Source organism: Ferrovibrio sp., from assembly GCF_036381655.1.
GTDB lineage: Bacteria > Pseudomonadota > Alphaproteobacteria > Ferrovibrionales > Ferrovibrionaceae > Ferrovibrio.
The window spans coordinates 70,612-91,766 of record NZ_DASVCJ010000014.1 but is presented as its reverse complement, the minus strand read 5'-3'; the positions used below and the strand labels follow the sequence as shown (position 1 = coordinate 91,766).

Annotated in this window: 19 protein-coding genes; 13 read left to right on the top strand and 6 right to left on the bottom strand. The window is 64.3% G+C overall.

Translation table 11 applies throughout. From position 1 onward, the window contains the following. Nucleotides 1-177 (bottom strand): helix-turn-helix domain-containing protein (locus VF194_RS03160; protein WP_330887949.1); only part of this gene is annotated, 177 nt, incomplete at its 3' end. A gap of 156 nt (nucleotides 178-333) precedes the next feature. Here VF194_RS03160 and VF194_RS03155 point away from each other — a divergent pair. Further along, nucleotides 334-702 (top strand): DUF1127 domain-containing protein, encoded by a 369-nt coding sequence (locus VF194_RS03155; RefSeq protein ID WP_330887945.1) that lies wholly within the window; start codon nucleotides 334-336, stop codon nucleotides 700-702. 21 nt (nucleotides 703-723) lie between these two features. On the opposite strand, the gene VF194_RS03150 is transcribed toward VF194_RS03155, so the two are convergent. Continuing rightward, the gene (locus tag VF194_RS03150) at nucleotides 724-1,623 is read right to left on the bottom strand and encodes a 50S ribosomal protein L11 methyltransferase (protein ID WP_330887943.1); all 900 of its coding nucleotides are present in this window, start codon (nucleotides 1,621-1,623) and stop codon (nucleotides 724-726) included. Between the two features lie 8 nt (nucleotides 1,624-1,631). Further along, on the bottom strand, nucleotides 1,632-3,965 hold the full coding sequence (locus VF194_RS03145) for an ATP-dependent helicase (RefSeq protein WP_330887941.1): 2,334 nt from the start codon (nucleotides 3,963-3,965) through the stop codon (nucleotides 1,632-1,634). Nucleotides 3,966-4,072: 107 nt separating this feature from the next. On the opposite strand from VF194_RS03145, the gene VF194_RS03140 reads away from it, so the two are divergent. The 5 genes from VF194_RS03140 (at nucleotide 4,073) to VF194_RS03120 (ending at nucleotide 11,053) form a co-directional block, all read left to right on the top strand. After that, nucleotides 4,073-5,482 (top strand): FAD-binding oxidoreductase, encoded by a 1,410-nt coding sequence (locus tag VF194_RS03140; protein WP_330887939.1) that lies wholly within the window; start codon nucleotides 4,073-4,075, stop codon nucleotides 5,480-5,482. Nucleotides 5,483-5,656: 174 nt separating this feature from the next. After that, nucleotides 5,657-7,045: a class II 3-deoxy-7-phosphoheptulonate synthase gene (locus VF194_RS03135; protein ID WP_330887937.1), complete on the top strand. Its 1,389-nt coding sequence runs from the start codon at nucleotides 5,657-5,659 to the stop codon at nucleotides 7,043-7,045. Next, complete coding sequence (locus VF194_RS03130) at nucleotides 7,029-8,201, top strand: nicotinate phosphoribosyltransferase (protein ID WP_330887935.1); 1,173 nt, start codon at nucleotides 7,029-7,031, stop codon at nucleotides 8,199-8,201. Before VF194_RS03135 ends, VF194_RS03130 begins: the two co-directional genes overlap by 17 nt. A 60-nt stretch (nucleotides 8,202-8,261) precedes the next feature. Next, nucleotides 8,262-9,236 carry a TAXI family TRAP transporter solute-binding subunit gene (locus VF194_RS03125; RefSeq protein WP_330887933.1) on the top strand — a complete coding sequence of 325 codons (975 nt, stop codon included), beginning with the start codon at nucleotides 8,262-8,264 and terminating at the stop codon, nucleotides 9,234-9,236. Nucleotides 9,237-9,256: 20 nt separating this feature from the next. Then, on the top strand, nucleotides 9,257-11,053 hold the full coding sequence (locus VF194_RS03120; protein WP_330887931.1) for a TRAP transporter fused permease subunit: 1,797 nt from the start codon (nucleotides 9,257-9,259) through the stop codon (nucleotides 11,051-11,053). Here the strand turns inward: VF194_RS03120 and VF194_RS03115 are convergent. Beyond that, nucleotides 11,050-12,060: an NADP-dependent oxidoreductase gene (locus VF194_RS03115; protein ID WP_330887929.1), complete on the bottom strand. Its 1,011-nt coding sequence runs from the start codon at nucleotides 12,058-12,060 to the stop codon at nucleotides 11,050-11,052. The genes VF194_RS03120 and VF194_RS03115 overlap by 4 nt on opposite strands. Nucleotides 12,061-12,184: 124 nt before the next feature. Here VF194_RS03115 and VF194_RS03110 point away from each other — a divergent pair, with 124 nt between their 5' ends. Genes VF194_RS03110 through VF194_RS03090 form a run of 5 tightly spaced genes read left to right on the top strand, consistent with a single transcriptional unit; the run spans nucleotide 12,185 to nucleotide 17,968 of the window. Then, on the top strand, nucleotides 12,185-13,873 hold the full coding sequence (locus VF194_RS03110) for an NAD+ synthase (protein ID WP_330887927.1): 1,689 nt from the start codon (nucleotides 12,185-12,187) through the stop codon (nucleotides 13,871-13,873). Continuing rightward, nucleotides 13,870-15,192, top strand: a complete 1,323-nt coding sequence (gene gltX / locus VF194_RS03105) for a glutamate--tRNA ligase (protein ID WP_330887925.1) — start codon at nucleotides 13,870-13,872, stop codon at nucleotides 15,190-15,192. Before VF194_RS03110 ends, gltX begins: the two co-directional genes overlap by 4 nt. Nucleotides 15,193-15,211: 19 nt before the next feature. Beyond that, the gene (gene cimA, locus VF194_RS03100) at nucleotides 15,212-16,822 is read left to right on the top strand and encodes a citramalate synthase (RefSeq protein WP_330887924.1); all 1,611 of its coding nucleotides are present in this window, start codon (nucleotides 15,212-15,214) and stop codon (nucleotides 16,820-16,822) included. A gap of 8 nt (nucleotides 16,823-16,830) precedes the next feature. Further along, the gene (locus VF194_RS03095) at nucleotides 16,831-17,709 is read left to right on the top strand and encodes an RNA methyltransferase (protein WP_330887922.1); all 879 of its coding nucleotides are present in this window, start codon (nucleotides 16,831-16,833) and stop codon (nucleotides 17,707-17,709) included. Then, nucleotides 17,675-17,968 carry a cupin domain-containing protein gene (locus tag VF194_RS03090; RefSeq protein WP_330887920.1) on the top strand — a complete coding sequence of 98 codons (294 nt, stop codon included), beginning with the start codon at nucleotides 17,675-17,677 and terminating at the stop codon, nucleotides 17,966-17,968. Before VF194_RS03095 ends, VF194_RS03090 begins: the two co-directional genes overlap by 35 nt. 140 nt (nucleotides 17,969-18,108) lie before the next feature. Here VF194_RS03090 and VF194_RS03085 read toward each other — a convergent pair whose 3' ends face one another. Beyond that, nucleotides 18,109-18,612 carry a thioesterase family protein gene (locus tag VF194_RS03085; RefSeq protein ID WP_330887918.1) on the bottom strand — a complete coding sequence of 168 codons (504 nt, stop codon included), beginning with the start codon at nucleotides 18,610-18,612 and terminating at the stop codon, nucleotides 18,109-18,111. A gap of 46 nt (nucleotides 18,613-18,658) precedes the next feature. On the opposite strand from VF194_RS03085, the gene VF194_RS03080 reads away from it, so the two are divergent. Further along, the gene (locus tag VF194_RS03080) at nucleotides 18,659-19,426 is read left to right on the top strand and encodes a methyltransferase domain-containing protein (RefSeq protein ID WP_330887916.1); all 768 of its coding nucleotides are present in this window, start codon (nucleotides 18,659-18,661) and stop codon (nucleotides 19,424-19,426) included. Between the two features lie 70 nt (nucleotides 19,427-19,496). Here the strand turns inward: VF194_RS03080 and VF194_RS03075 are convergent, their stop codons facing one another. Then, nucleotides 19,497-20,096, bottom strand: coding sequence for a LysE family translocator (locus VF194_RS03075; protein ID WP_330887915.1), 600 nt, complete (start codon nucleotides 20,094-20,096; stop codon nucleotides 19,497-19,499). 89 nt (nucleotides 20,097-20,185) lie between these two features. On the opposite strand from VF194_RS03075, the gene VF194_RS03070 reads away from it, so the two are divergent. Beyond that, nucleotides 20,186-21,139, top strand: coding sequence for an AraC family transcriptional regulator (locus tag VF194_RS03070; protein ID WP_330887913.1), 954 nt, complete (start codon nucleotides 20,186-20,188; stop codon nucleotides 21,137-21,139). The last annotated feature ends 16 nt before the right edge of the window (nucleotides 21,140-21,155 follow it).

Below are 21,155 nucleotides of genomic sequence, written 5' to 3'. Positions count from 1 at the left end.
TCGCGTGTTGCCCATCCGCTTGGCCGCCGGACTGCCGGTGGCGCGGTAGCGCTGCGACCACTTCACCACACTCGCCACGCTTACCCCGAAGGTTGCCGCCACCTTGCGGCAGGTCTCCCCAGCGGCAACCCGGGCCACTACCCGTTCACGCAGATCCAGCGAATACGGTCGAACCATCCCTGCTGACCTCCTACCAGCAGGGATGGTGAATCTGATTCGTCGAAAACCCGAAACCCAAAACCGGCGCCGACTCACAAAGGACTCACCACCGTCTCAAACAGGTCCCAAGACACGATTCAGAGACATCGAACTACGCTCTAGTAGGAAATGGCCATGAAAACCCCGCATTTTGACAAGCCCGCCACTCTCACCAGCTACCCGTACCATTTTCTCGGCCTGGCCGATTACGTTCAGCTCGAGATGGAGGCCCGCCGGATGCGCGCCCGCGCGATCGCGGCTTTCCTGGCCGGTTGCTGGAAAGCGCTGACCGCCGGCCTGCGGCGCAGGGCCGCCGAAGCCGAACTGCGCTCGCTCGACGATCGTACGCTGCATGATATGGGGCTGAGCCGCTCGAGCATCCCGGCCGCCGTGGCCGGCGAGATCCATCGTCCGGCGGCGCCGTCGAATGAGAATGCCGACGAGGCCAAGGTGCGGCCCCTCACGGTGCAGCCCATCGAGGTGCAGGCCGAAGCGGCGGCCTGAGCCCCATTGAGCGCCGGCGCGTCAGGCGCGGCGCGCGAAAACCAGCGTATGCCAGCCTTCCCGGGCGATGCGGCGCGTAAGTCGCAAGCCGCTCGCCCGGTACCGGGCTGCAACCGCCGCCTCCTCCCGCGCCAGCAGGCCGGAGAGGACAAGATGGCCGCTGCGCGCCACCTGCCGGGCCAGACTGGTCGCCATGCGGCACAGCGGCTCGGCCAGGATATTCGCCACCACCAGATCGTAACCCCCGTCCGCCGCCAGTCTTGGATCGTCCGGCCGCTGAGCGACAAAGGCGGCGATTTGCCGGCTCAAGCCGTTCAGCCGCAGATTCTGCCGCGTCACCGCCACGGCGATCGGATCGATGTCGGCGGCAACCACTTGGCGCGCTCCGGCCTTGGCCGCCGCCATGGCCAGGATGCCCGAGCCGGTGCCCATATCGAGCACGCGGCGCGGCGCACGCATCCGGCAGAGCGTGTCGATCGCCAGCAGGCAGCCATAGGTCGACGGGGCACGTCCGGTGCCGAAAGCCAGGCCGGCATCGAGTTGCAGGGCGAGGGTGCCCGGCGGCACGGCACCGGCATCATGGGCGCCATACAGGAAAAAGCGGCCGGCGCGGATCGGCGCGTTGAGCTTATTCGTATGGCGGACCCAGTCCCGGGCCGGGATGTGGGAAAACGTAATGACCGGATCGGCGACGCCGAGGCCGGCAGCGATATCCGTCAGCCGCTGGCGCCATTCGGCTTCATCCGGCGGCGCATCGAACAGCACCTGCACCCGCCAAAGCGGGCTGATCGCCATGCCGGGCTGCAGCACTTCGTAGGAGGTCAGCGCGACGCCGTACTCGCCCAGCAATTCCTCGGCCGCGGCAACCAGATCGGAGGGCAGGTCGAGTTCGGCCGACCAGAATTCGGGAGATATCGGCATGGACCGTGTCAGGCTTTTTCGACGAAGGAGGCGATGACGCGTTTCTCGCCAGCCTTCTCGAAGCCGATCAGCAGCTTGTTGCCCTCGATCTCGCGGATGCGGCCATAGCCGAATTTCAGATGGAAGACGCGATCGCCGATACCGAAGGCGTGATCGTCGGGGCTGTGCTGCACGACGTCGTCGTCATCGAGGCGGCGCGCACGGCCCTCGATCAGGCCTCCGCGCCGCGATTTACGGGTGAAATCCCAGCTATGGCCCTGATAGCCGCCGGCCTGTGCCGCGGCGGATTCGCTGAAGCCGCCGCTGATATAGCCAGTCCGCTGATTGCCGCGGTAGAGGCCCGCCTGGGCCCGCTGTTCGATATGCTCCGGCGGCAGCTCGTCGAGAAAGCGGGACGGGATGGCCGAGGCCCATTGATTGTAGATGCGGCGATTGGCGGCGAAGGTGATATGGGCGCGCTTGCGGGCACGGGTCAGGCCGACATAAGCGAGCCGCCTTTCTTCCTCCAGTCCGGCAACGCCGTTGCCTTCGAGCGAGCGGCGGCTGGGGAATAGCTCTTCCTCCCAGCCGGGCAGGAAGACATAGTCGAATTCCAGTCCCTTGGCGGCATGCAGCGTCATGATGCTGACCATGTCGGCGTCTTCGGACTCGTCGGCCTCCATCACCAGACTGACGTGATCGAGGAAACCGGCGAAATTCTCGAACTCGCCCAAGGCGCCGATCAGTTCCTTCAGGTTTTCCAGCCGGCCGGGCGCTTCGGGTGACTTGTCCTCCTGCCACATCTGGATGTAGCCGGATTCCTCCAGCAGAATCTGGGCGACCTCGGTATGCGGCAATTCCTGCGCCTGCCCGCGCCAGCGTTCGAAATCGGCCAGCAGTTTCCGCAGCGTGTTGCGCTGCTTCGGCTTGATCTCGTCGGTCTCCAGCAGGTCGCGCAGGGCCGCGGTCAGCGATTTGCCGGCGCCGCGGGCCGCCTTATGGACCAGCTGCATGGTGCTCTCGCCCAGGCCTCTTTTGGGTACGTTGACGATGCGCTCGAAAGCGAGGTCGTCGTCGGGCTGCATGAGAACGCGGAAATAGGCGATGGCGTCGCGGATTTCGCGCCGCTCGTAGAACCGCAGACCGCCGACCACGCGATATTTCAGGCCGATGGTAATGAAGCGCTCTTCGAAGGCGCGGGTCTGATGGCCGGCCCGGACGAGGATGGCGATCTCGTTCAGCGGCACTTTCTCGCGCTCCAATGCTTCGATTTCCTCGCCGACGAGACGGGCTTCCTCGTCGCCATCCCAGATGCCCTGGACGATGACCTTTTCGCCCTCGTTCAGCTCGGTCCATAACGTCTTGCCGAGCCGGCTTTCGTTATGGGCGATCAGGCCCGAGGCGGCGCCGAGAATATGCGGCGTCGAGCGGTAATTGCGCTCCAGCCGCACGATCTTCGCGCCGGGAAAATCCTTTTCGAAACGCAGGATGTTGCCGACCTCGGCGCCGCGCCAGCCATAGATCGACTGGTCGTCGTCGCCGACGCAGCAGATATTCTTATGCTTCTGCGCCAGCAGCCGCAGCCAGAGATACTGCGCCACATTGGTGTCCTGATACTCGTCGACTAGGATATAGCGGAACTGGTGCTGGTATTTCTGCAGCACCTCCGGCCGGTCGCGGAACAGCGTCAGGTTATGCAGCAGCAGATCGCCGAAATCGCAGGCGTTGAGCTGCAGCAGGCGCTCGCAATACAGCCGGTAAAGCTGCATGCCGCGGCCCTCGGCGAAGCCGCTTTCGCTCTCGGGGACTTTTGCCGGCGGCAGGCCGCGGTCTTTCCAGCGGTCGAACTGCCCCTTTAGATTGCGCGGCGGCAGTTGCTTTTCGTCCAGCCCCTCGGCCTCGACGATCTGCTTGATCAGGCGAAGCTGGTCTTCGTCGTCCAGGATGGTGAAGTTCGGCTTCAGGCCGACCAACTCGGCATGGCGGCGCAGGATGCGGTTGGCGATACCGTGGAAGGTGCCGAGCCAGAGGCCTTCGACCTGGCTGCCGACGAGCTGCTCGACCCGCTCGCGCATTTCCCGCGCGGCCTTGTTGGTGAAGGTTACCGCCAGAATCTGGCTCGGCCAGGCGAGGCGGCGATACAGGATGTTGGCCAGCCGCGAAACCAGCACGCGGGTCTTGCCGGTGCCGGCACCGGCCAGCACCAGCAGCGGGCCATCCAGGTGAGCGACCGCCTCGGTTTGCGCCGTATTCAGCCGGCCGATCCAGTCCGGCGCGGGCAGGGCGGCCGCGGCGGCAGGGTCGAGCGGCGGATCGGCCGATTCCGGCTCGAATCCGGACAGGTCGAAGGGGTCTGCGGACATGCCGCCTACATAGCCCATGGCGGGTTGGCTGGCCACCCGCGCGGCCTTGGGAATTGCCCGAACGGCGGCAAAGCGTTACCTCTAAGGGACTTGAAGGAGAAACGCCCATGGCCCCCGTTGCCGCCGCCCAGCCTCGTCTGTCGCCCGCCGCCACCGAAACGGCGATCGCGGCATTAAAGCAGCTTCTTGGCGACCGCCTGTCCACGGCGCAAGCAGTGCGCGAGCAGCACGGCCATGACGAATCGTGGAACCCGACTTTTCCGCCGGATGCGGTGGCGTTTCCGCGCAGCATCGAAGAAGTCTCGGAAATCGTGAAAATCTGCGCCCGGCACGGTCTGCCGATCATTCCCTTCGGCGCCGGCACTTCGCTGGAAGGCCATGTTTCCGCGCCGCAGGGAGGCGTCTGCATCGACCTGATGCAGATGGACAAGGTACTGCAGGTCAACGCCGAGGACCTCGACGTGGTGGTGCAGCCCGGCGTGCGGCGCAAGCAGCTCAACGAATATCTGCGCGACACCGGCCTGTTTTTCCCGATCGATCCCGGCGCCGATGCCTCGATCGGAGGCATGGTCTCGACCCGGGCCAGCGGCACCAATGCGGTGCGCTACGGCACCATGCGCGAGAACGTTCTGGCGCTTACCGTCGTCATGGCCGATGGCCGCATCATCCGCACCTCGAAACGGGCGAAGAAATCCGCCGCCGGCTACGATCTGACGCGGCTGTTCGTCGGCTCGGAAGGCACGCTCGGCGTCATCACGGAGATCACGCTGCGGCTTTACGGTATCCCCGAGGCGATGTCCTCGGCGGTCTGCTCGTTCGCCACCCTGGAAGGCGCAGTGAACACCGTGATCCAGACCATTCAGGCCGGCATCCCGGTGGCGCGGATCGAACTGCTGGATGACGTGCAGGTCGCCGCCGTCAACAAGCATTCCAAGCTCGACCTGCCGGAGCAGAATCTGCTGCTGCTGGAATTCCATGGCACCGAGGCGAGCGTGGCCGAACAGGCGGAGATGGTGCAATCGATCGCCAGCGATCATGGCGGCAATAACTTCCAGTGGACCACCAAGCCGGAAGAACGCGCCAGGCTGTGGCAGGCACGGCACGATGCCGCCTATGCTGCCAAGGCGCTGCGCAAGGGCTGCGAGATGTGGGCGACCGATGTCTGCGTGCCGATTTCCCGGCTGGCGGAATGCATCCTGGAAACCAAGGAAGATGTGCTCAAGACCGGGCTGGTGGCGCCGCTGGTCGGCCATGTCGGCGACGGCAATTTCCACCTCGCCATCGTACTGGACCGCAACAATCCGCAGGAATTGGAGGCGATCGAGGCCTTCAACGAACGTCTGGTGCATCGCGCCCTGCGGATGGACGGGACCTGCACCGGCGAGCATGGCATCGGCCGCGGCAAGATGAAGTATCTCACCGCCGAACATGGCGAGGCGGTCAGCGTCATGCGCGCGATCAAGAAGGCGCTCGATCCGGACAACCTGATGAATCCCGGCAAGATTTTCAGCGTCTGACCTTCCAACATATTGGCCGGCTTCGATTTTTTCCCGGAGAGCATCCCGATGGGGGTATTTGCGCCCCGCAAATCCGTCGAGTCGCGCGGCTAGAAAACCCGGCGCGGCGGCTCTATTCTAGACCGGCAAAATCGTAAGCATACGAAGCAGTTAGTACGCGAGGAGCAAGGTATTATGAGCGCGCGCAAATGGTCGCCTGATAGCTGGCGCAGCAAGCCGATCAAGCAGGTGCCGGAGTATCCCGACGCCGCGGCCCTGCAGGCTGCGGAGGAAAAGCTGGCCAAGTTTCCGCCGCTCGTCTTTGCCGGCGAGGCGCGCAACCTGACGGCCGCCCTGGGCAAGGTGGCCGAAGGCCGCGCTTTCCTGCTGCAGGGCGGCGATTGCGCCGAGAGCTTCGCCGAATTCAGCGCCAACAACATTCGCGATACCTTCCGCGTATTGCTGCAGATGGCCGTCGTGCTGACCTTTGGCGCCGCCCTGCCGGTGGTCAAGGTCGGCCGCATGGCGGGCCAGTTCGCCAAGCCGCGCTCGGCGCCGACGGAGAAGCGCGGCGATGTCGAGTTGCCGAGCTACCGCGGCGACATCATCAACAGCATGGAATTCTCGCCCGAGGCGCGCATCCCGGATCCGAACCGCATGGTACAGGCCTACAGCCAGGCAGCCGCGACGCTGAACCTGCTGCGCGCCTTCGCCAGCGGCGGCTATGCCGACCTGCATCGGGTGCACGGCTGGAATCTCGGCTTCGTCGCCAAGAGCCCGGAAGCCGAGCGCTGGCAGGATGTCGCTTCGCGCATCACCGAATGTCTCAGCTTCATGGAAGCCTGCGGCATTACGCCGGATCAGACGCCGGAATTGCGCTCGGTCGATTTCTATACCAGCCACGAAGCGTTGCTGCTGGGCTATGAGCAAGCATTGACACGGGTGGATTCCACCTCGGGCGAATGGGTCGATACCTCGGCGCATATGCTCTGGATCGGCGACCGCACCCGGCAGCCGGATGGCGCGCATGTCGAATTCCTGCGCGGCGTGCTCAATCCGCTCGGCCTGAAATGCGGCCCGACCACCGATCCGGACGAACTGATCCGCCTGATCGACATCCTGAATCCGGCCAACAAGCCGGGCCGGCTTACGCTGATCGCCCGCATGGGCCACGAGAAGGTGCACAAGCATCTGCCGGCGCTGGTGCGCAGGGTGGCGCAGGAAGGCCGTGCCGTCGTCTGGTCCTGCGATCCGATGCACGGCAACACGCTGACCTCGACCTCGGGATACAAGACGCGGCCGTTCGACCGCATTTTGTCCGAGGTACGGCAGTTCTTCGAGGTGCATATCGCTGAAGGCACCAATGCCGGCGGCATCCATCTCGAACTGACCGGCCAGGATGTCACCGAATGCATGGGCGGTGCGCAGGCGATCGGCGACGACGATCTGTCCAGCCGGTATCATACGCATTGCGATCCGCGGCTGAATGCGTCCCAAGCCCTGGAACTGGCATTCCTGATCGCCGAGATGCTCAAACTGGAGCGGGTCAATCGCGGCGGGCTCCGTCATGCAGCGCAAGCCTGAAGTCACGCCTCTGGTTCCGCCGCATCAGGCGGCCGAGATCGAGCGTCATATCGACGCCAACACGGATGCCTATTTCAAGAAGACGAAGGAAATCGTCCAGCGGTATGGCGACAAGAAGGTCACCTATGCCGTGTTCATGCGCCGGCCGGTGATCTTCTGCCCGCAATTGGCAGTCGATTGGCTGGAAAAGGTCGGCGCGTGCCGCGGGGTGAAATTCGGCATCGAGCTGTGCCACGAAGAAGGCACCTGGGTCGGCGCCGGCGAGCCGCTGCTGTATTTGACCGGCCCGATGGCGCAACTGGTCGACCTCGAGACGCTGTATCTGCAAAAGCTCGGCGCGGCCTGCGTCGCCGCTTACAACGCCTATTCGATGTGCTGCGATCTGCCGAATGCGCGTTTCCTCGCCATGGATGCGCGTCACTGCGCCGGCGCGGAGATGGCCGAGATGATGGCCTATGCCGCCAGCGTCGGCAGCCGCGCGGCGCGCCGCGATGTCGGCGCCGCCGGTTTCATCGGCAACGCCACGGATGCCACGGCGCATTATTTCGGCAACGACAAGGGTTTCGGCACGATGCCGCATGCGCTGATCGGCTATGCCGGGTCGACCCTGCGGGCAGCCGAACTCTACGCCGAGACCTTTCCGGGCGAACAGATGACGGTGCTGGTCGATTATTACGGCCAGGAGATCACCGATGCGCTCGCCGTCTGCAACCGCTTTCCCGACGCGGCCAACGAAGGCCGTCTGGCCGTGCGGCTAGATACCCACGGCGGCCGTTATGTCGAGGGGTTGGACCCGCAGGCATCTTATGCGGTGCTGGAACGGCATGTGCCGAATGCCATCCGACAGTACCGCACCGAGATGGAACTGCGCTGGCTGGTCGGCACCGGCGTCTCGGCGGCGGCGATCTATCACATGCGCGCAACCCTCGACCGCGCCGGCTTCTTCAACGTGAAGATCGTAGCCTCTTCGGGGTTCAATGCGGCGAAATGCAAGGTGATGGCCAGCGTTGCGGCGCCGATCGATATCGTCGGAACCGGATCGTATCTGCCGGATAACTGGACCGAAACCTATGCGACGGCCGATATTGTCGCCTATGACGGCAGGCCGAGCGTGAAGGTTGGCCGCGAATTCCTGTTGCGTAAACAGGACGGTTAGGCCAAGACTGCAGCCCTGCTGGGTAAAATCCCTGAATTGAAAATCATTGGGAGGGAATTCATGCGCCGCTTCTTCGCGCATCTTGCTGCTGTCGTTTTTGTCGTCTCGCTTGCTGCCGGTGCGGCGCAGGCGCAGACTCGCGTCACCCTGAAATCCGCCACCGCATCGTCTTCCTATTACGTGATGATGGTGCAGCTCGGCGAGACCCTTCGCGCCGAGAGCAAGGGGCAGATCCAGGCCACCGTCGAGGAAAGCCAGGGCTCCGTGCAGAATGTGAAGGAAGCCGGCCGGCGGCCGGGCAATTTCGTCTTCACCACGCCGCCCAGTCTGCTCGCCGCCGCGCGCGAGGGCAAGAAGCCCTTCGAGGGCGAGAAGGGTTATGACGCGATCCGTACCTTGTTCGTCATGCCCTACGTGACCGTCCATTTCGTGGTACGCGCCGATAGCGGGGTGACCAGGATCGAGGATCTCGCCGGCAAGGATTTCATCTCCGGCGGTCATGGCACTTTCTGCGACGGCCGTACCCGCACGATCCTGAGGCTGCTCGGCCTCGATGGAAAAGTGAACTTCGTCGATGTCGAGCTGGCCTCGGCCGCCAGCGCGCTGCAGAACCGCAAGGTGATCGGCTACGCCACCTGTTCGTCGCACCCGACGCCGCAGGTACAGGAACTGGCGACCACAACGCCGATCCGCATCCTGGGCTTTCAGCCGGAACAGATCGACACCCTGGTCAAGAACGATCCGTCCTCCAGCCCGATCACCATCGCCAAGGGCACCTATAAGGGCGTCGACGAGGATGTCGCGACCGTGGGCGTGCCGGTGGGGGCCTATGCCACGACTCATATGGACGATGCGACCGCCTATGCGATCGTGAAGGACTTCTGGGCCAACAAGAACGAGATGGCCAAGACGAATCCCTGGTGGGCGGCGGTAACTCCGGACCTGATTGGCGCGTTGCACAACACCAAGCTGCATCCGGGTGCATTGAAATATTACAAGGAAGCCGGCGTGAAGATTCCCGCCGACATGCAGTAAGGCTGGTGCAAGAATAGATCATGCAGACCGAGGATGCCGGCGCGCGGCCGGGTTGGCTTCTGATTTCCTGTGCCGCGATTACCGTCGGCATCCATGTCTGGCTGATCTTCACCAGCCTGGTGCCGAACCTGGTCAGCCGGCCGCTGCATTTCGCGGCGGCATTGCCGTGGGTCTTTCTTTTTGCGCGCGGCCGCGGCCGTATCGCGCGCTGGATCGGCGTCGCCGCTGTGGTCGCCGGCTGGGTTGGCACTGCCTATCTGATCGCCAACCGCAGGGCCATCCTGGATCAATACGGCTCGCTCGACGGCAGCCTCTGGCAATGGGTGCTGGCCTTCGGCCTGATCCTGGTCACGCTTGAGATGGCCCGGCGGGCCGTGCAGCCGGTGCTGCCGGGCGTCGCCGTGCTGTGCCTGCTCTATGGCTTCTTCGGACAGTATCTGCCCGGCGCCCTGGGCCATCCGGAATTGCCGCCGGATTACTTCCTCGGCAGTCTGGTGCTGGCCGAGGGCGGCCTGTGGGGCCAGTTGACCGGCATCTCCGTCGACCTGATCGTCCCCTTCATGATCCTTGGCGCCGCGGTGTCGGCAGGCGAAGCAGGGCGCGGCTTCATGGCCATGGCAATGCAGCTTGCCGGCGGCTATCGCGCCGGTGCGGCAAAAGTCTCGGTTCTGGCCTCGGCGCTCTATGGCACCATTTCCGGCTCGGCCTCGGCCAATGTCGCCTCGGTCGGCGCGATCACCATCCCGGCCATGATCCGCATGGGCTATCCGCGCCCGCTGGCGGCCGCGGTCGAGGCGGTCGCGTCCACCGGCGGGCAGATCATGCCACCGGTGATGGGCTCGGCCGCTTTCGTGATGGCGGAGCTGATCCGTAAGCCCTATGCCGATGTCGCCATCGCCTCGATCCTGCCGGCGGTTCTGTTCTTCTTTGCCGCCTGGATCGGCGTGCATTTCTTCGCGCTGCGCTTCGGCCTCAAGGGCCTGACCGCCGACGAATTGCCCGGCTGGCGCGCCGCCATCGCCTCGGTGCCGTTCTTCGCCGCGCCTTTGGTGATCCTGATCCTCATGCTCCTGGTGCTGGCCTATTCGCCGGCCTATTCGGCGATGATCGCCACTGCGGTGACCGTCGCCATGCTGATATGGAACGGCGAGAAGAAACGGCCGTCGCCGTCATTGTTCGTCCAGCGCCTGAAGATCGCAGCCGTGGATGCCGCGCGGCAGATCGCGCTCATCGCCGCCATCCTCATCTGCGCCGGGCTGATCGTCGGCGTCTTTCACGCCACCGGACTTGGCGTGAAGATTACCGGCCTTATCCTCGATCTTTCCGGCGGCAGGCTCTGGGCGGCTCTGCTGCTGACCGCCTTGGCCTGCACCATTCTCGGCATGGAGCTGCCGACCACGGCAGCTTACCTGATCTGCGTCGCCGTGGCCGGACCGGCCTTGGTCAAGCTCGGCCTGCCGGAACTGCACGCGCATATGTTCGTCTTCTGGTATGCGCTGCTCTGCACGATCACGCCGCCGGTCTGCGGCACGGTTTTCGTCGCCGCCAGCATCGCCGGCACGCCTTGGCTGCCGGTGGCCGGCGTCGCCATGCGCATCGGCCTTGGACTGTTCCTGATCCCGATCGGCTTCGTCGCCAATCCGGCGCTGATGCAGATCGCGACCGCACCCGGCATGGCGCTGCTGGCCATGGTCAAGATCGGCCTTGCGCTGGCGCTGATCTCCTATGCCCTGATTGGCGACATGCGGGCCTGGTTGCGCAAGGCGGCAGCCTTCGCCGCCGGCCTTGCGCTGATGTTCCTCTATGGCGTTGCCTAGACCGTCTCGGGTCCGATCCGCACCAGCTGCTTGCCGAAATTCTTGCCGCTGAGCAGCCCGATGAAGGCTTGCGGCGCATTCTGCAGGCCGTCCGCGATATCCTCGCGGTATTTCAGCTTGCCCTGTTTGATCCAGCCGGCCATCTCGGCAATGGCGCCCGGCCAGTAGGACATATGCTCGGAGATGATGAAGCCCTGTAGCTTGGCGCGATTGACCAGCAGATGGCGCATGCCGGTGAAAGCATATGGCTGGCCGTTATACTGGCTGATGATGCCGCAGAGCGCGATGCGCGCGAAGGCATTCAGCCGCGCGAATACCACCTCCATCACCTCGCCGCCGACATTCTCGAAATAGACATCGACGCGGTCCGGCGTCGCCGCCTTGAACCGCTCCTTGAAATCGGATGCCTTGTAGTCGATGCAGGCATCGAAGCCCAGTTCGTTGACGACATAGTCGCATTTCGCCTTGCCGCCGGCGATGCCGACCGCGCGGCAGCCCTTCATCTTGGCGATCTGCCCGACCACCGAGCCGACTGCGCCCGACGCTGCCGAGACGACGACCGTCTCGCCCGGCTTGGGCTGCCCGATCTCCATCAGGCCGTAATGGGCCGTGCAGCCCGGCATGCCCAGCACGCCGAGGGCGGTCGAGATCGGCGCAATCTTCGGGTCCAGAACGCGCAGTTCGTCGGCCCTGGCCGTCGCATAGGCCTGCCAGCCCAGCATGCCGTTCACATAGGTGCCGACCGGCAGGCTGGCGACATTGCTTTCGATCACCTGGCCGACCGTGCCGCCGCCCATCATGTCGCCGGGATTGAGATGGGCCGCGTAGGAGCGCACCGGGTCCATCCTGCCCCGCATATAGGGGTCCAGCGAGAGGTAGATATTGCGGACCAGAACCTGGTCGGGGCCGGGCTTGGGGATCTCCCGCTCGACGACCTCGAAATCCTCCTCCTTCACCCAGCCCTGTGGATGCTGCTTCATCAGCACTTGGATATTTTTTCCCGGCATTTGGGCCTCCCTTTGGTCGGTGCAAGGCTATCTAATCCATTGCCGGGCACTGTAAACTGGTGTCCCGGTTGAGATAAACCTGCCGCAGGGTTAAATCAGGCCCAAACATATCCGCCATCGAGCCATGTCCGCCGCCCCAGACCGCCTCGTCATCGCCCTAGCCCAGGTCAGCCCGATCATGGGCGATATCCCAGGCAATGCCCGCCTGATCGAGAAGGCACGGGTTGAGGCCGCCAAAGGCGGGGCCGATCTGGTGGTTTTCCCGGAGCTGGTGATCATCGGCTATCCGCCGGAGGACCTTGTGCTGCGCCCTTCGGTGCAGGAGGCCTGCGAGGCCGCGGTGCATGAATTGGCGGCCAGGACCGCCGATGGCGGGCCCGCGCTTCTGGTCACCTCGCCCTGGCGGGAGAACGGCAAGCTCTACAATGCGGGACTCCTGCTCGAGGGCGGCAAGATCGCTGTCATCCGCTACAAATACGACCTGCCGAATTACGGTGTCTTCGACGAAAAGCGCGTCTTCGAGCCGGGCCCCATGCCCGGGCCGATTTCGTTCCGCGGCGTGCGCCTGGGCGTGATGATCTGCGAAGACATGTGGAAGCCGGACGTCGCCGAATGTCTGGCCGAGACCGGCGCCGAAATGCTGCTCGTGCCGAACGGCTCGCCCTATGAAGCCGATAAATGGGATATCCGGCTCAATCTCGGTCTCGCCCGCGTCGTCGAGACCGGCCTGCCGCTCGCCTACGTGAATTGCGTCGGCGGCCAGGACGAACTGGTCTTCGACGGCGGCGGTTTCGTGCTGAACGCCGATCATTCCCTCGTGGTGCGGCAGCCGGAATTCCGCGAGGACATCGCGCTGACCACCTGGGTGCGCGGCGAGGCCGGCTGGCGCTGCGAGAAGGGGCCGATGGTCGCGCCGATGGATCGCCTGACGGCGATCTATCATGCCATGATGCTGGGCTTGCGCGACTATGTGAACCGCAACCGTTTTCCCGGCGTTGTGCTCGGTCTCTCGGGCGGCATCGATTCCGCGCTGTCGGCGGCGGTGGCGGTCGATGCGCTCGGACCCGAGAGGGTCCGCTGCGTCATGATGCCGTCGAAATACACCTCGCAGCAGAGCCTCGATGACGCCGCCAAATGCGCCAGGGTGCTCGGCGTCAGCTACGAGACGATCCCGATCGAACCGGCGGTGCAGGCCTTCACCGGCATGCTGGCGCCGTCTTTCGCCGGCCGGGAGCCGGACATCACCGAAGAAAATCTGCAAAGCCGCGTTCGCGGCGTAACCTTGATGGCGCTGTCCAACAAGTTCGGCCACATGGTGCTGACCACCGGGAACAAGTCGGAGATGTCGGTCGGCTATGCCACGCTCTATGGCGATATGTGCGGCGGCTACAGCGTCTTGAAGGACGTCTACAAGATGACGGTCTTCGAACTGTCGCGCTGGCGCAATCTGAACAAGCCCCATGGCGGCCTGGGTCCGGACGGCGAAGTGATTCCGCCCGAGATCATCCAGCGCCCGCCGACGGCCGAATTGCGCGAGAACCAGCTCGACGAAGACAGTCTGCCGCCCTATGCACAACTCGACGCCATCCTCGAAATGCTGGTCGAGAAGGAGAAGCCGGTGCGCGAAATCGTCGCCGCCGGCTATCCGGAGGATGTGGTCCGGCGCGTGCAGCATCTTTTGTATATCGCCGAGTATAAGCGCCGCCAGGCGCCGCCGGGAGTCAAGATCACGTCGCGCAATTTCGGCCGCGACCGGCGCTACCCGATCACCAACGCCTTCCGGGATGCCCCGGACCGGATATTCAGGAAATGACCGTCGCTGTCCGTTTTGCGCCGAGTCCGACCGGCCGGCTGCATGTCGGCAATGCGCGTGCCGCCTTGCTGAATTGGTTGTTCGCCCGCAAATCCGGCGGCACTTTCCTGTTGCGTATGGACGATACCGACACCGGCCGTTCGACGGCCGAATATGCCAAGGGGATCGAGGACGACCTGACGTGGCTCGGGCTTCGCTGGGACCGCTTCGCCCGCCAGTCGGACCGGTTCGCGCTCTATGGCGAAGCCGTCGAGGCGCTGAAAGCGGCCGGCCGGCTTTACCCCTGTTACGAGACGCCGGAGGAACTGGAACTGCGCCGCAAGGTGCAACTCAGCCAGCGCAAGCCGCCGGTCTATGACCGCGCCGCGCTGAAGCTGACCGAGGAGGATCGCGCCAAGCTGGACGCCGCGGGCCGCAAGCCGCATTGGCGCTTCAGGCTGATGCCCGGCCTGGTTGCCTGGAACGATCTGATCCATGGACGGGTCGAGATCGACACGGCGAGCTTAAGTGATCCCGTACTGGTCCGCTCCGACGGCTATCCGCTCTATACGCTGTCTTCGGTCGTCGATGACGGCGATCTCGCCATCAGCCACATCATCCGCGGTGAGGATCACGTCACCAACACGGCGGCGCAGATCCAGCTTTTCGAGGCGCTGGGCTATGCCGTGCCGGCCTTCGGGCATTTTTCCTGGCTGCTGGATGCCGAGGGCGCGGGCCTGTCCAAGCGCATCGGCTCGCTCGGCCTGGCCGATCTGCGCGAGCAGGGTTACGAGCCGATGGCCCTGAACAGCCTGCTGGCGCGGCTGGGCTCGGCCGATCCGGTCGAGCCGCAGGTCTCTCTGGATGCCCTGATCGCGGGCTTCGATCTTGGCCGCTTCAGCCGGGCGCCGGCGCGGCTCGATGCGCATGAACTCGATCTGCTGAATGCCAAAATCCTGCACATGACGGACTTTGCCGCCGTGCGCAACCGCCTGCCGCAGGGCGCGAGCGAGGCCTTCTGGCTGGCAGTGCGCGGCAATATCGGCAAGCTCTCCGAAGCGGCCGAGTGGTGGCAGGTGGTCGCCGGCGAGATCGTGCCGGTGATCGAGGATCGGGGCGTGGTGCAGGCGGCGATCGAAACCCTGCCGCCCGAGCCCTGGGATGCCGCCACCTGGAAAGCCTGGACGCAGACGATCGCGGCCAAAGCCGGGGTGAAGGGGCGGGCATTGTTCCATCCGCTGCGTTTGGCCTTGACCGGGCGCGAGAAGGGGCCCGAAATGGCACCCCTGTTACCCTTGATCGGGCGCGAGCGGGTGCTGGCCCGCCTGCGCGGCCAGTGATGTATCGGATGTAAGGACCATGGCGAAGGATCGCGTCTATCTGTTCGACACGACGCTGCGCGACGGCGCGCAGACGCAGGGCGTCGACTTCTCCGTCGAGGACAAGCGCAGCATCGCCAAGGCGCTGGACAGGCTCGGCGTCGCCTATATCGAAGGCGGCTGGCCTGGCGCCAATCCGACCGACACGGAATTCTTTGCCGAGAAGCCGGCGCTGAAGCGCGCCAAATTCGTCGCCTTCGGCATGACGCGGCGGCCAGGCCGCTCGGCCGCCAACGATCCGGGCCTGGCCTCGATTTTCGATGCCAGGGCCGATGCGGCCTGTCTGGTGGGCAAGAGCTGGGATTTCCAGGTCGAGGTCGCCTTGGGCATCAGCAATGCCGAGAATATCGATCTGATCGCCGACAGCATCGCCGCTGCCAAGGCTAAATTCGGCGAGGCGATGTTCGACGCCGAGCATTTCTTCGACGGCTACAAGGCCAATCCGCAATATGCCTTCGACTGTCTCAAGGCGGCACTTGATGCCGGCGCCCGCTGGGCCGTTCTGTGCGATACCAATGGCGGCGCGCTGCCCCATGAGGTCGAGTGCATAGTCGGCGAGGTGACGGCGAAGCTCGGGACCGGCAATTATCTCGGCATCCATACGCATAACGATACCGAAAACGCCGTGGCTAACACCCTGGCCGCCGTGAAGGCCGGTGTGCGCCAGGTGCAGGGTACGTTGAACGGTCTGGGCGAGCGCTGCGGCAATGCCAACCTGATCGCGCTGATCCCGTCGCTGATGCTCAAGCCCTGGTTCGCCGAGCATGTCGATATCGGTCTCAGCGAACAGGATCTGACGCATCTGACGGCAACTTCGCGGCTGCTGGATGAATTGCTCAACCGCGCGCCGAACCGCCATGCCGCCTATGTCGGCGCCTCCGCCTTCGCCCATAAGGGCGGGCTGCACGTCTCGGCGGTGATGAAGGACCCGCGCACCTACGAGCATGTCCGGCCGGAATCCGTCGGCAACAAGCGCCATATCCTGATCTCCGATCAGGCCGGGCGCTCCAACCTGCTGGTGCGGCTCAACGAAGCCGGCATTGCCTACGATCCGAATGACAGCCGGCTCAATCTGCTGCTGGAGGATGTGAAGCGGCGCGAGGCGGAAGGCTATTCCTATGATGGCGCCGAAGCGAGCTTCGAGGTACTGGCGCGCCGCACGCTTGGCCAGATGCCGGAATTCTTCAAGATCCGCAGCTTCCGGGTCATGGTCGAGCGCCGTTTCAACGCCCGCGGCGAACTGGTCACGGTTTCGGAAGCCACGGTGAAGGTGAACGTCGATGGCGAAACGCTGTTCTCGGTCGCCGAAGGCAATGGGCCGGTGAATGCGCTGGATCGCGCGCTGCGCAAGGATCTCGGCCGCTATCAGGGCTATATCGAGGATCTGCGGCTGGTCGATTTCAAGGTGCGCATCCTCAATGGCGGCACCGAGGCGACGACACGGGTGATGATCGAATCCGCCGATGGCCAGGGCAATCGCTGGTTCACGGTCGGCGTGTCGCCGAACATCATCGATGCGGCCTTCGTCGCGCTGATGGATTCCATCCAGTGGAAGCTGCTGCGCGACGGCGCACCGGCCGACCGCAGCTGACGCAATCCATGGCTGGAACCCATAGGCCCAAGCTGGGCAAATACGCGCCGCCGGGTCCGCTGCGCCGCGGCCCGGTCATCGTGCTGGTCGAACCGCAGCTGGGGGAGAATATCGGCGCTGCGGCGCGCGCGATGCTCAATTGCGGCATCACCGAGCTGCGCCTGGTCAATCCGCGCGACGGCTGGCCCAATCCTTCCGCCTATGTGCTGGCCAGCAAGGCGGATGCGGTGCTGGATGCGGTCAGCGTTTTCAAGTCGACGGCCGAGGCGGTTGCCGACCTGCATCGCGTCTACGCCACCACGGCGCGGCATCGCGACCTGATGAAGGAATTCGTCACCCCGCGCGAGGCGGCCATCCGTATCCGCGCCGAGGAAGCGGAAGGCGATCGGGTCGGGATTCTTTTCGGCCGCGAACGCACCGGACTCGACAACGAGGATGTGGCCTTGGCGCATACGGCGATCAACGTACCGCTCAATCCGGGATTTTCGTCGCTCAACCTCGCGCAGGCGGTTCTGCTGATCGGCTATGAATGGTTCACTGCGGCTGACCAGACGCCGGCCAGCCGCATGGAAACCGTGCGCGGCGGTTTTGCCACGCAGGAGGAAATACAGGGCCTGTTCGGCCACCTCACCGCCGAACTCGACAGGTCCGGCTTCTTCCACAATGTCGAGCCCAAACGTCCGGCGATCCTGCGCAACCTGCGCAACGTACTGCAGCGCGTCCCGCTGGCCAGCCAGGAGGTGCGCACCTTCCGCGGCATGCTGAAGGCCATTGCGCAGGGCCGCCCGCTGCGGCAGCCTTATTCCCAGAGGAAGTCTTCATCGGGACAACAGGCGAAGGCGGAGAATGGCGATGACAAGACAGGCGGTGCCGACTCGGCAGGTTGACGACGAGCGGGTGCGGATCACACGGTGGGATTTCGCGCCCGGCGCCGCGACCGGCTTCCATGTCCACGAATATCCATATGCCGTCACTTATCTGACCGACGCGACTTTGAGGATCGTCGACAAGGACGGCATCGAGAGCCTGGTCACCATGTCGGCCGGCGGCAGCTATTCGCGGCCCAAGGGCGTGGCGCATGACGTGATCAACGCCGGCACCGAGCCGATGGCCTTTGTGGAAGTGGAGATTAAGATCGGCACCTGACCGGCGCTGTTATGTCATGCCTGGTCTTGTGCCGGGTATGACCGCCTGGACCGAGAATCTTATAACAGATCGTCACCTTTGGCCTGCGCCGAAGGCGACGATTTATGCAATTAGGCGGCATCTGCAGCGGTGCGCTGCCGTCATTTCTTCCCCATTTCGATGCTGCGGCCCGCCTGGGGCGGCTTGGGCAGCTTGGAATGGCCTTCATACATCGCCGCGAACAGCTTCTGATGCTCCGGCAGGAAGGGGCAGGATTTGCGTGTGGCGAGATCGACATGCACCAGGATCTGCTCCGAGGTCGCGGCGAGATAGCCTTTCTGCGCGTGGAACATTTCCATGAAATAATGGATGCGCTTGGCGTCATGGCCGAGCAGCTGGAGAGTGAAGCGCAGTTCATCGCCTTCGACGACTTCCTGCAGATAGCAGACATGCGTCTCCAGCACGAAGGTGGAAAGATTGGTGCGCTTCACATAGGCCCAGTCGAGATCGAATGGCGTGAAAAAGCGGTCCAATGCCTGGTCGAAAATCACGTTGTAGAAGCCGACATTCATATGGCCGTTGGCATCGATATGTTCCGGCAATACGCGCATGCCGGTCAGTTGCAGCGGTTGAGCGTAAGAGAAGGCGGCTTGAGAAGAATTCATAATTTCTGCCTTTGTCGTTGACGTTTCTCCCGCTACCGTTCCTCTCATGAGCTGGGACCCGACGCAATACCTGAAATTCGCCGGCGAGCGGTTGCGACCGGCCGTGGACCTGTTGAGCCGCATCCCCTTGACGGCGCCGCGCAGTGTGGTCGATCTCGGCTGCGGCGCCGGCAACCTCAGTCCCTTGATCCTGCAACGCTGGCCGCAGACACAGCTTACCGGCGTCGATTCGTCCCCGGCCATGCTGGCCAAGGCGCGCGCCGAATATCCATCCGTGCGGTTTATCGAAGCGGATGTGGCGCGTTGGCGTCCGCCCGAAGCGGCCGACGTACTTTATTCCAACGCGACTTTGCACTGGCTCGACGATCATGATTCGCTGATCCCGGGCCTGCTGGATTGCGTTGCGCCGGGCGGCTGGCTGGCGATCCAGATGCCGCGCAATTTCGCCGCGCCGTCGCATACCTGCATCGTCGATACGATCGAGCAGGGACCGTGGCGCGCCAGGCTGGAGCCGCATCTGCGCCGCAAGCCGGTGGCCGGGCCGCAGCATTACTGGCGGCTGCTGCACGGCAAGGCTGCGTCGCTGGACATCTGGGAAAGCGAATATCTGCAGGTGCTCTCGGGGGAAAACCCGGTGGCGGAATATACCAAGGGCACCTGGCTGAAGCAGTTCCTCGATCGCCTGCAAGAGCCCGAGCGCAGTGCCTTCGAAGCCGATTACCGTCGCCGCGTAACGCAGCATTACAAGCCGGAAGTCAACGGCCGCACGCTGTTTCCCTTCCGCCGCCTCTTCATCCTGGCGCAGCGGGGCTAGGGGCCATGCCCGGGGCAGGCCGGGGCATGGTCCGGGCGTGACAACGCTTCTCCTTTTCATCTGATGAGCATCATCTGATGAGAACCGGGGCCATCGAGGCGACCAGCAGCGCCGCCATCGCGATGTTGAATACGACGATGCGCCTTCCCTTTACCAGCGCCCCGCGCAGCACCGCGCCCGACATCACCCAGACGCTGAGTGCCGGCAGGTTGACGATGGCGAACAGGATAATCAGCAGGACCAAGCTGAACAGGAAATTGTCCGGCACCGTGTAGGTAACGGTGACGATCAGGGCCACCGCCCAGGCCTTCGGGTTCACCAGCTGCAGCAGGGCGGCCTGCACGAAGCCGATCGGCTGCGCCACCTCCCGCCCGCCGCCGCCGATGCTTCTCGCGCGCATCAATGTCCAGGCCATCCACAGCACGTAGGCGGCACCGAGGATGCGCATTGCGTCATAAACCTGCGGATAGCGCTCGAACACCTCGCCCAGGCCGAGGCCGACGACGAAGACCATGGCGAGGAAGCCGCCGCTGATCCCGAGCATCAGCGGCAGGGATCGCACGAATCCGAAATTGGCACCTGAGGTGAGCAGCAGGAAATTGCCGGGTCCGGGCGAGATCGACATCACGAATGCAAACCCCATCAGGGCGATTGCCATTTCCATCGGCATGACAGGTCCCTCCACGAGGTCAGATTGACAAAATCCGCCGCCACTCACACTCTCCGGAGGTCTGTGATTCTTATCAGATCGTCTCAGCCATGCCGGGTTCGGACAAAAGCGACGTTCTTTCCGAGGTGTTCTCGGCGCTGCGCATCAGAAGCGAAATCTACTTTCGCGCGGCGCTGGGCGAGGGAGCCGCTGTGCTGGTGCCGCCCGAGAAGCGGCGCGTCCGCTTTCACCTCGTCCTGCAGGGGCAATGCTGGGTTGGCACCGGAGGCAGTGCGCCGATCCAGTTGTCCGAAGGCGACATCGTTCTGATTCCGAATGGTGCGAGTCAGGTCGTTTCTGCTGACAGGGATGCCAAGCCAATGGCGCTGCAGGATGCTATCCGAGGCGGCGGCCTGCGGGACGGCGTGCTTCGCGGCGGCGACGGCGCGCTCCGGGCCATGCTGCTTTGCGGCTTCTGCCGCTTCGACGAGAGCATCGATCATCCCGTATTGGCGAACCTGCCGCCGGTCATCCATCTGTGCCTCTCTGATCTTGACGCCGAACCCTGGCTGGCGGCGACGCTGAAGCTTCTCGCCTTGGAGGCGGGGCTGGATGCGCAGGGCACGACGGCGGTGGTCGGCCGCCTGATCGAAGTAGTGGTGATCCAGGCCACCCGCCGCCTCGCGGCCGCGCAGCTTGGCAATGGCTTTATCTTCGCCCTGTCCGACGCGGGATTATCCCGCGCCCTGCGGGCGATTCATCGCATGCCCGAAAAGGCGTGGAGCGTGGGAGATCTGGCCGGCCAGGCCGGCATGTCCAGGGCCCGCTTTGCCGACAGGTTCACCGAGACGGTCGGCATGCCGCCGATCGAATACCTGACCCGCTGGCGCCTGATGAAGGCGCGGGCCCTGCTGGCGGATACGGCGCTGAGCATCGACAGCATCGCCGAGCAATGCGGTTACGCCTCGCTGCCATCGTTTTCGCGCCGCTTCAAGAACCAGTTCGGCGTCGGGCCCGGGGCCTTTCGCCGCTCGCAACGCGGTCTTGCGCCAGGCCGGGACTGAGATCGCAGCCAGCTCC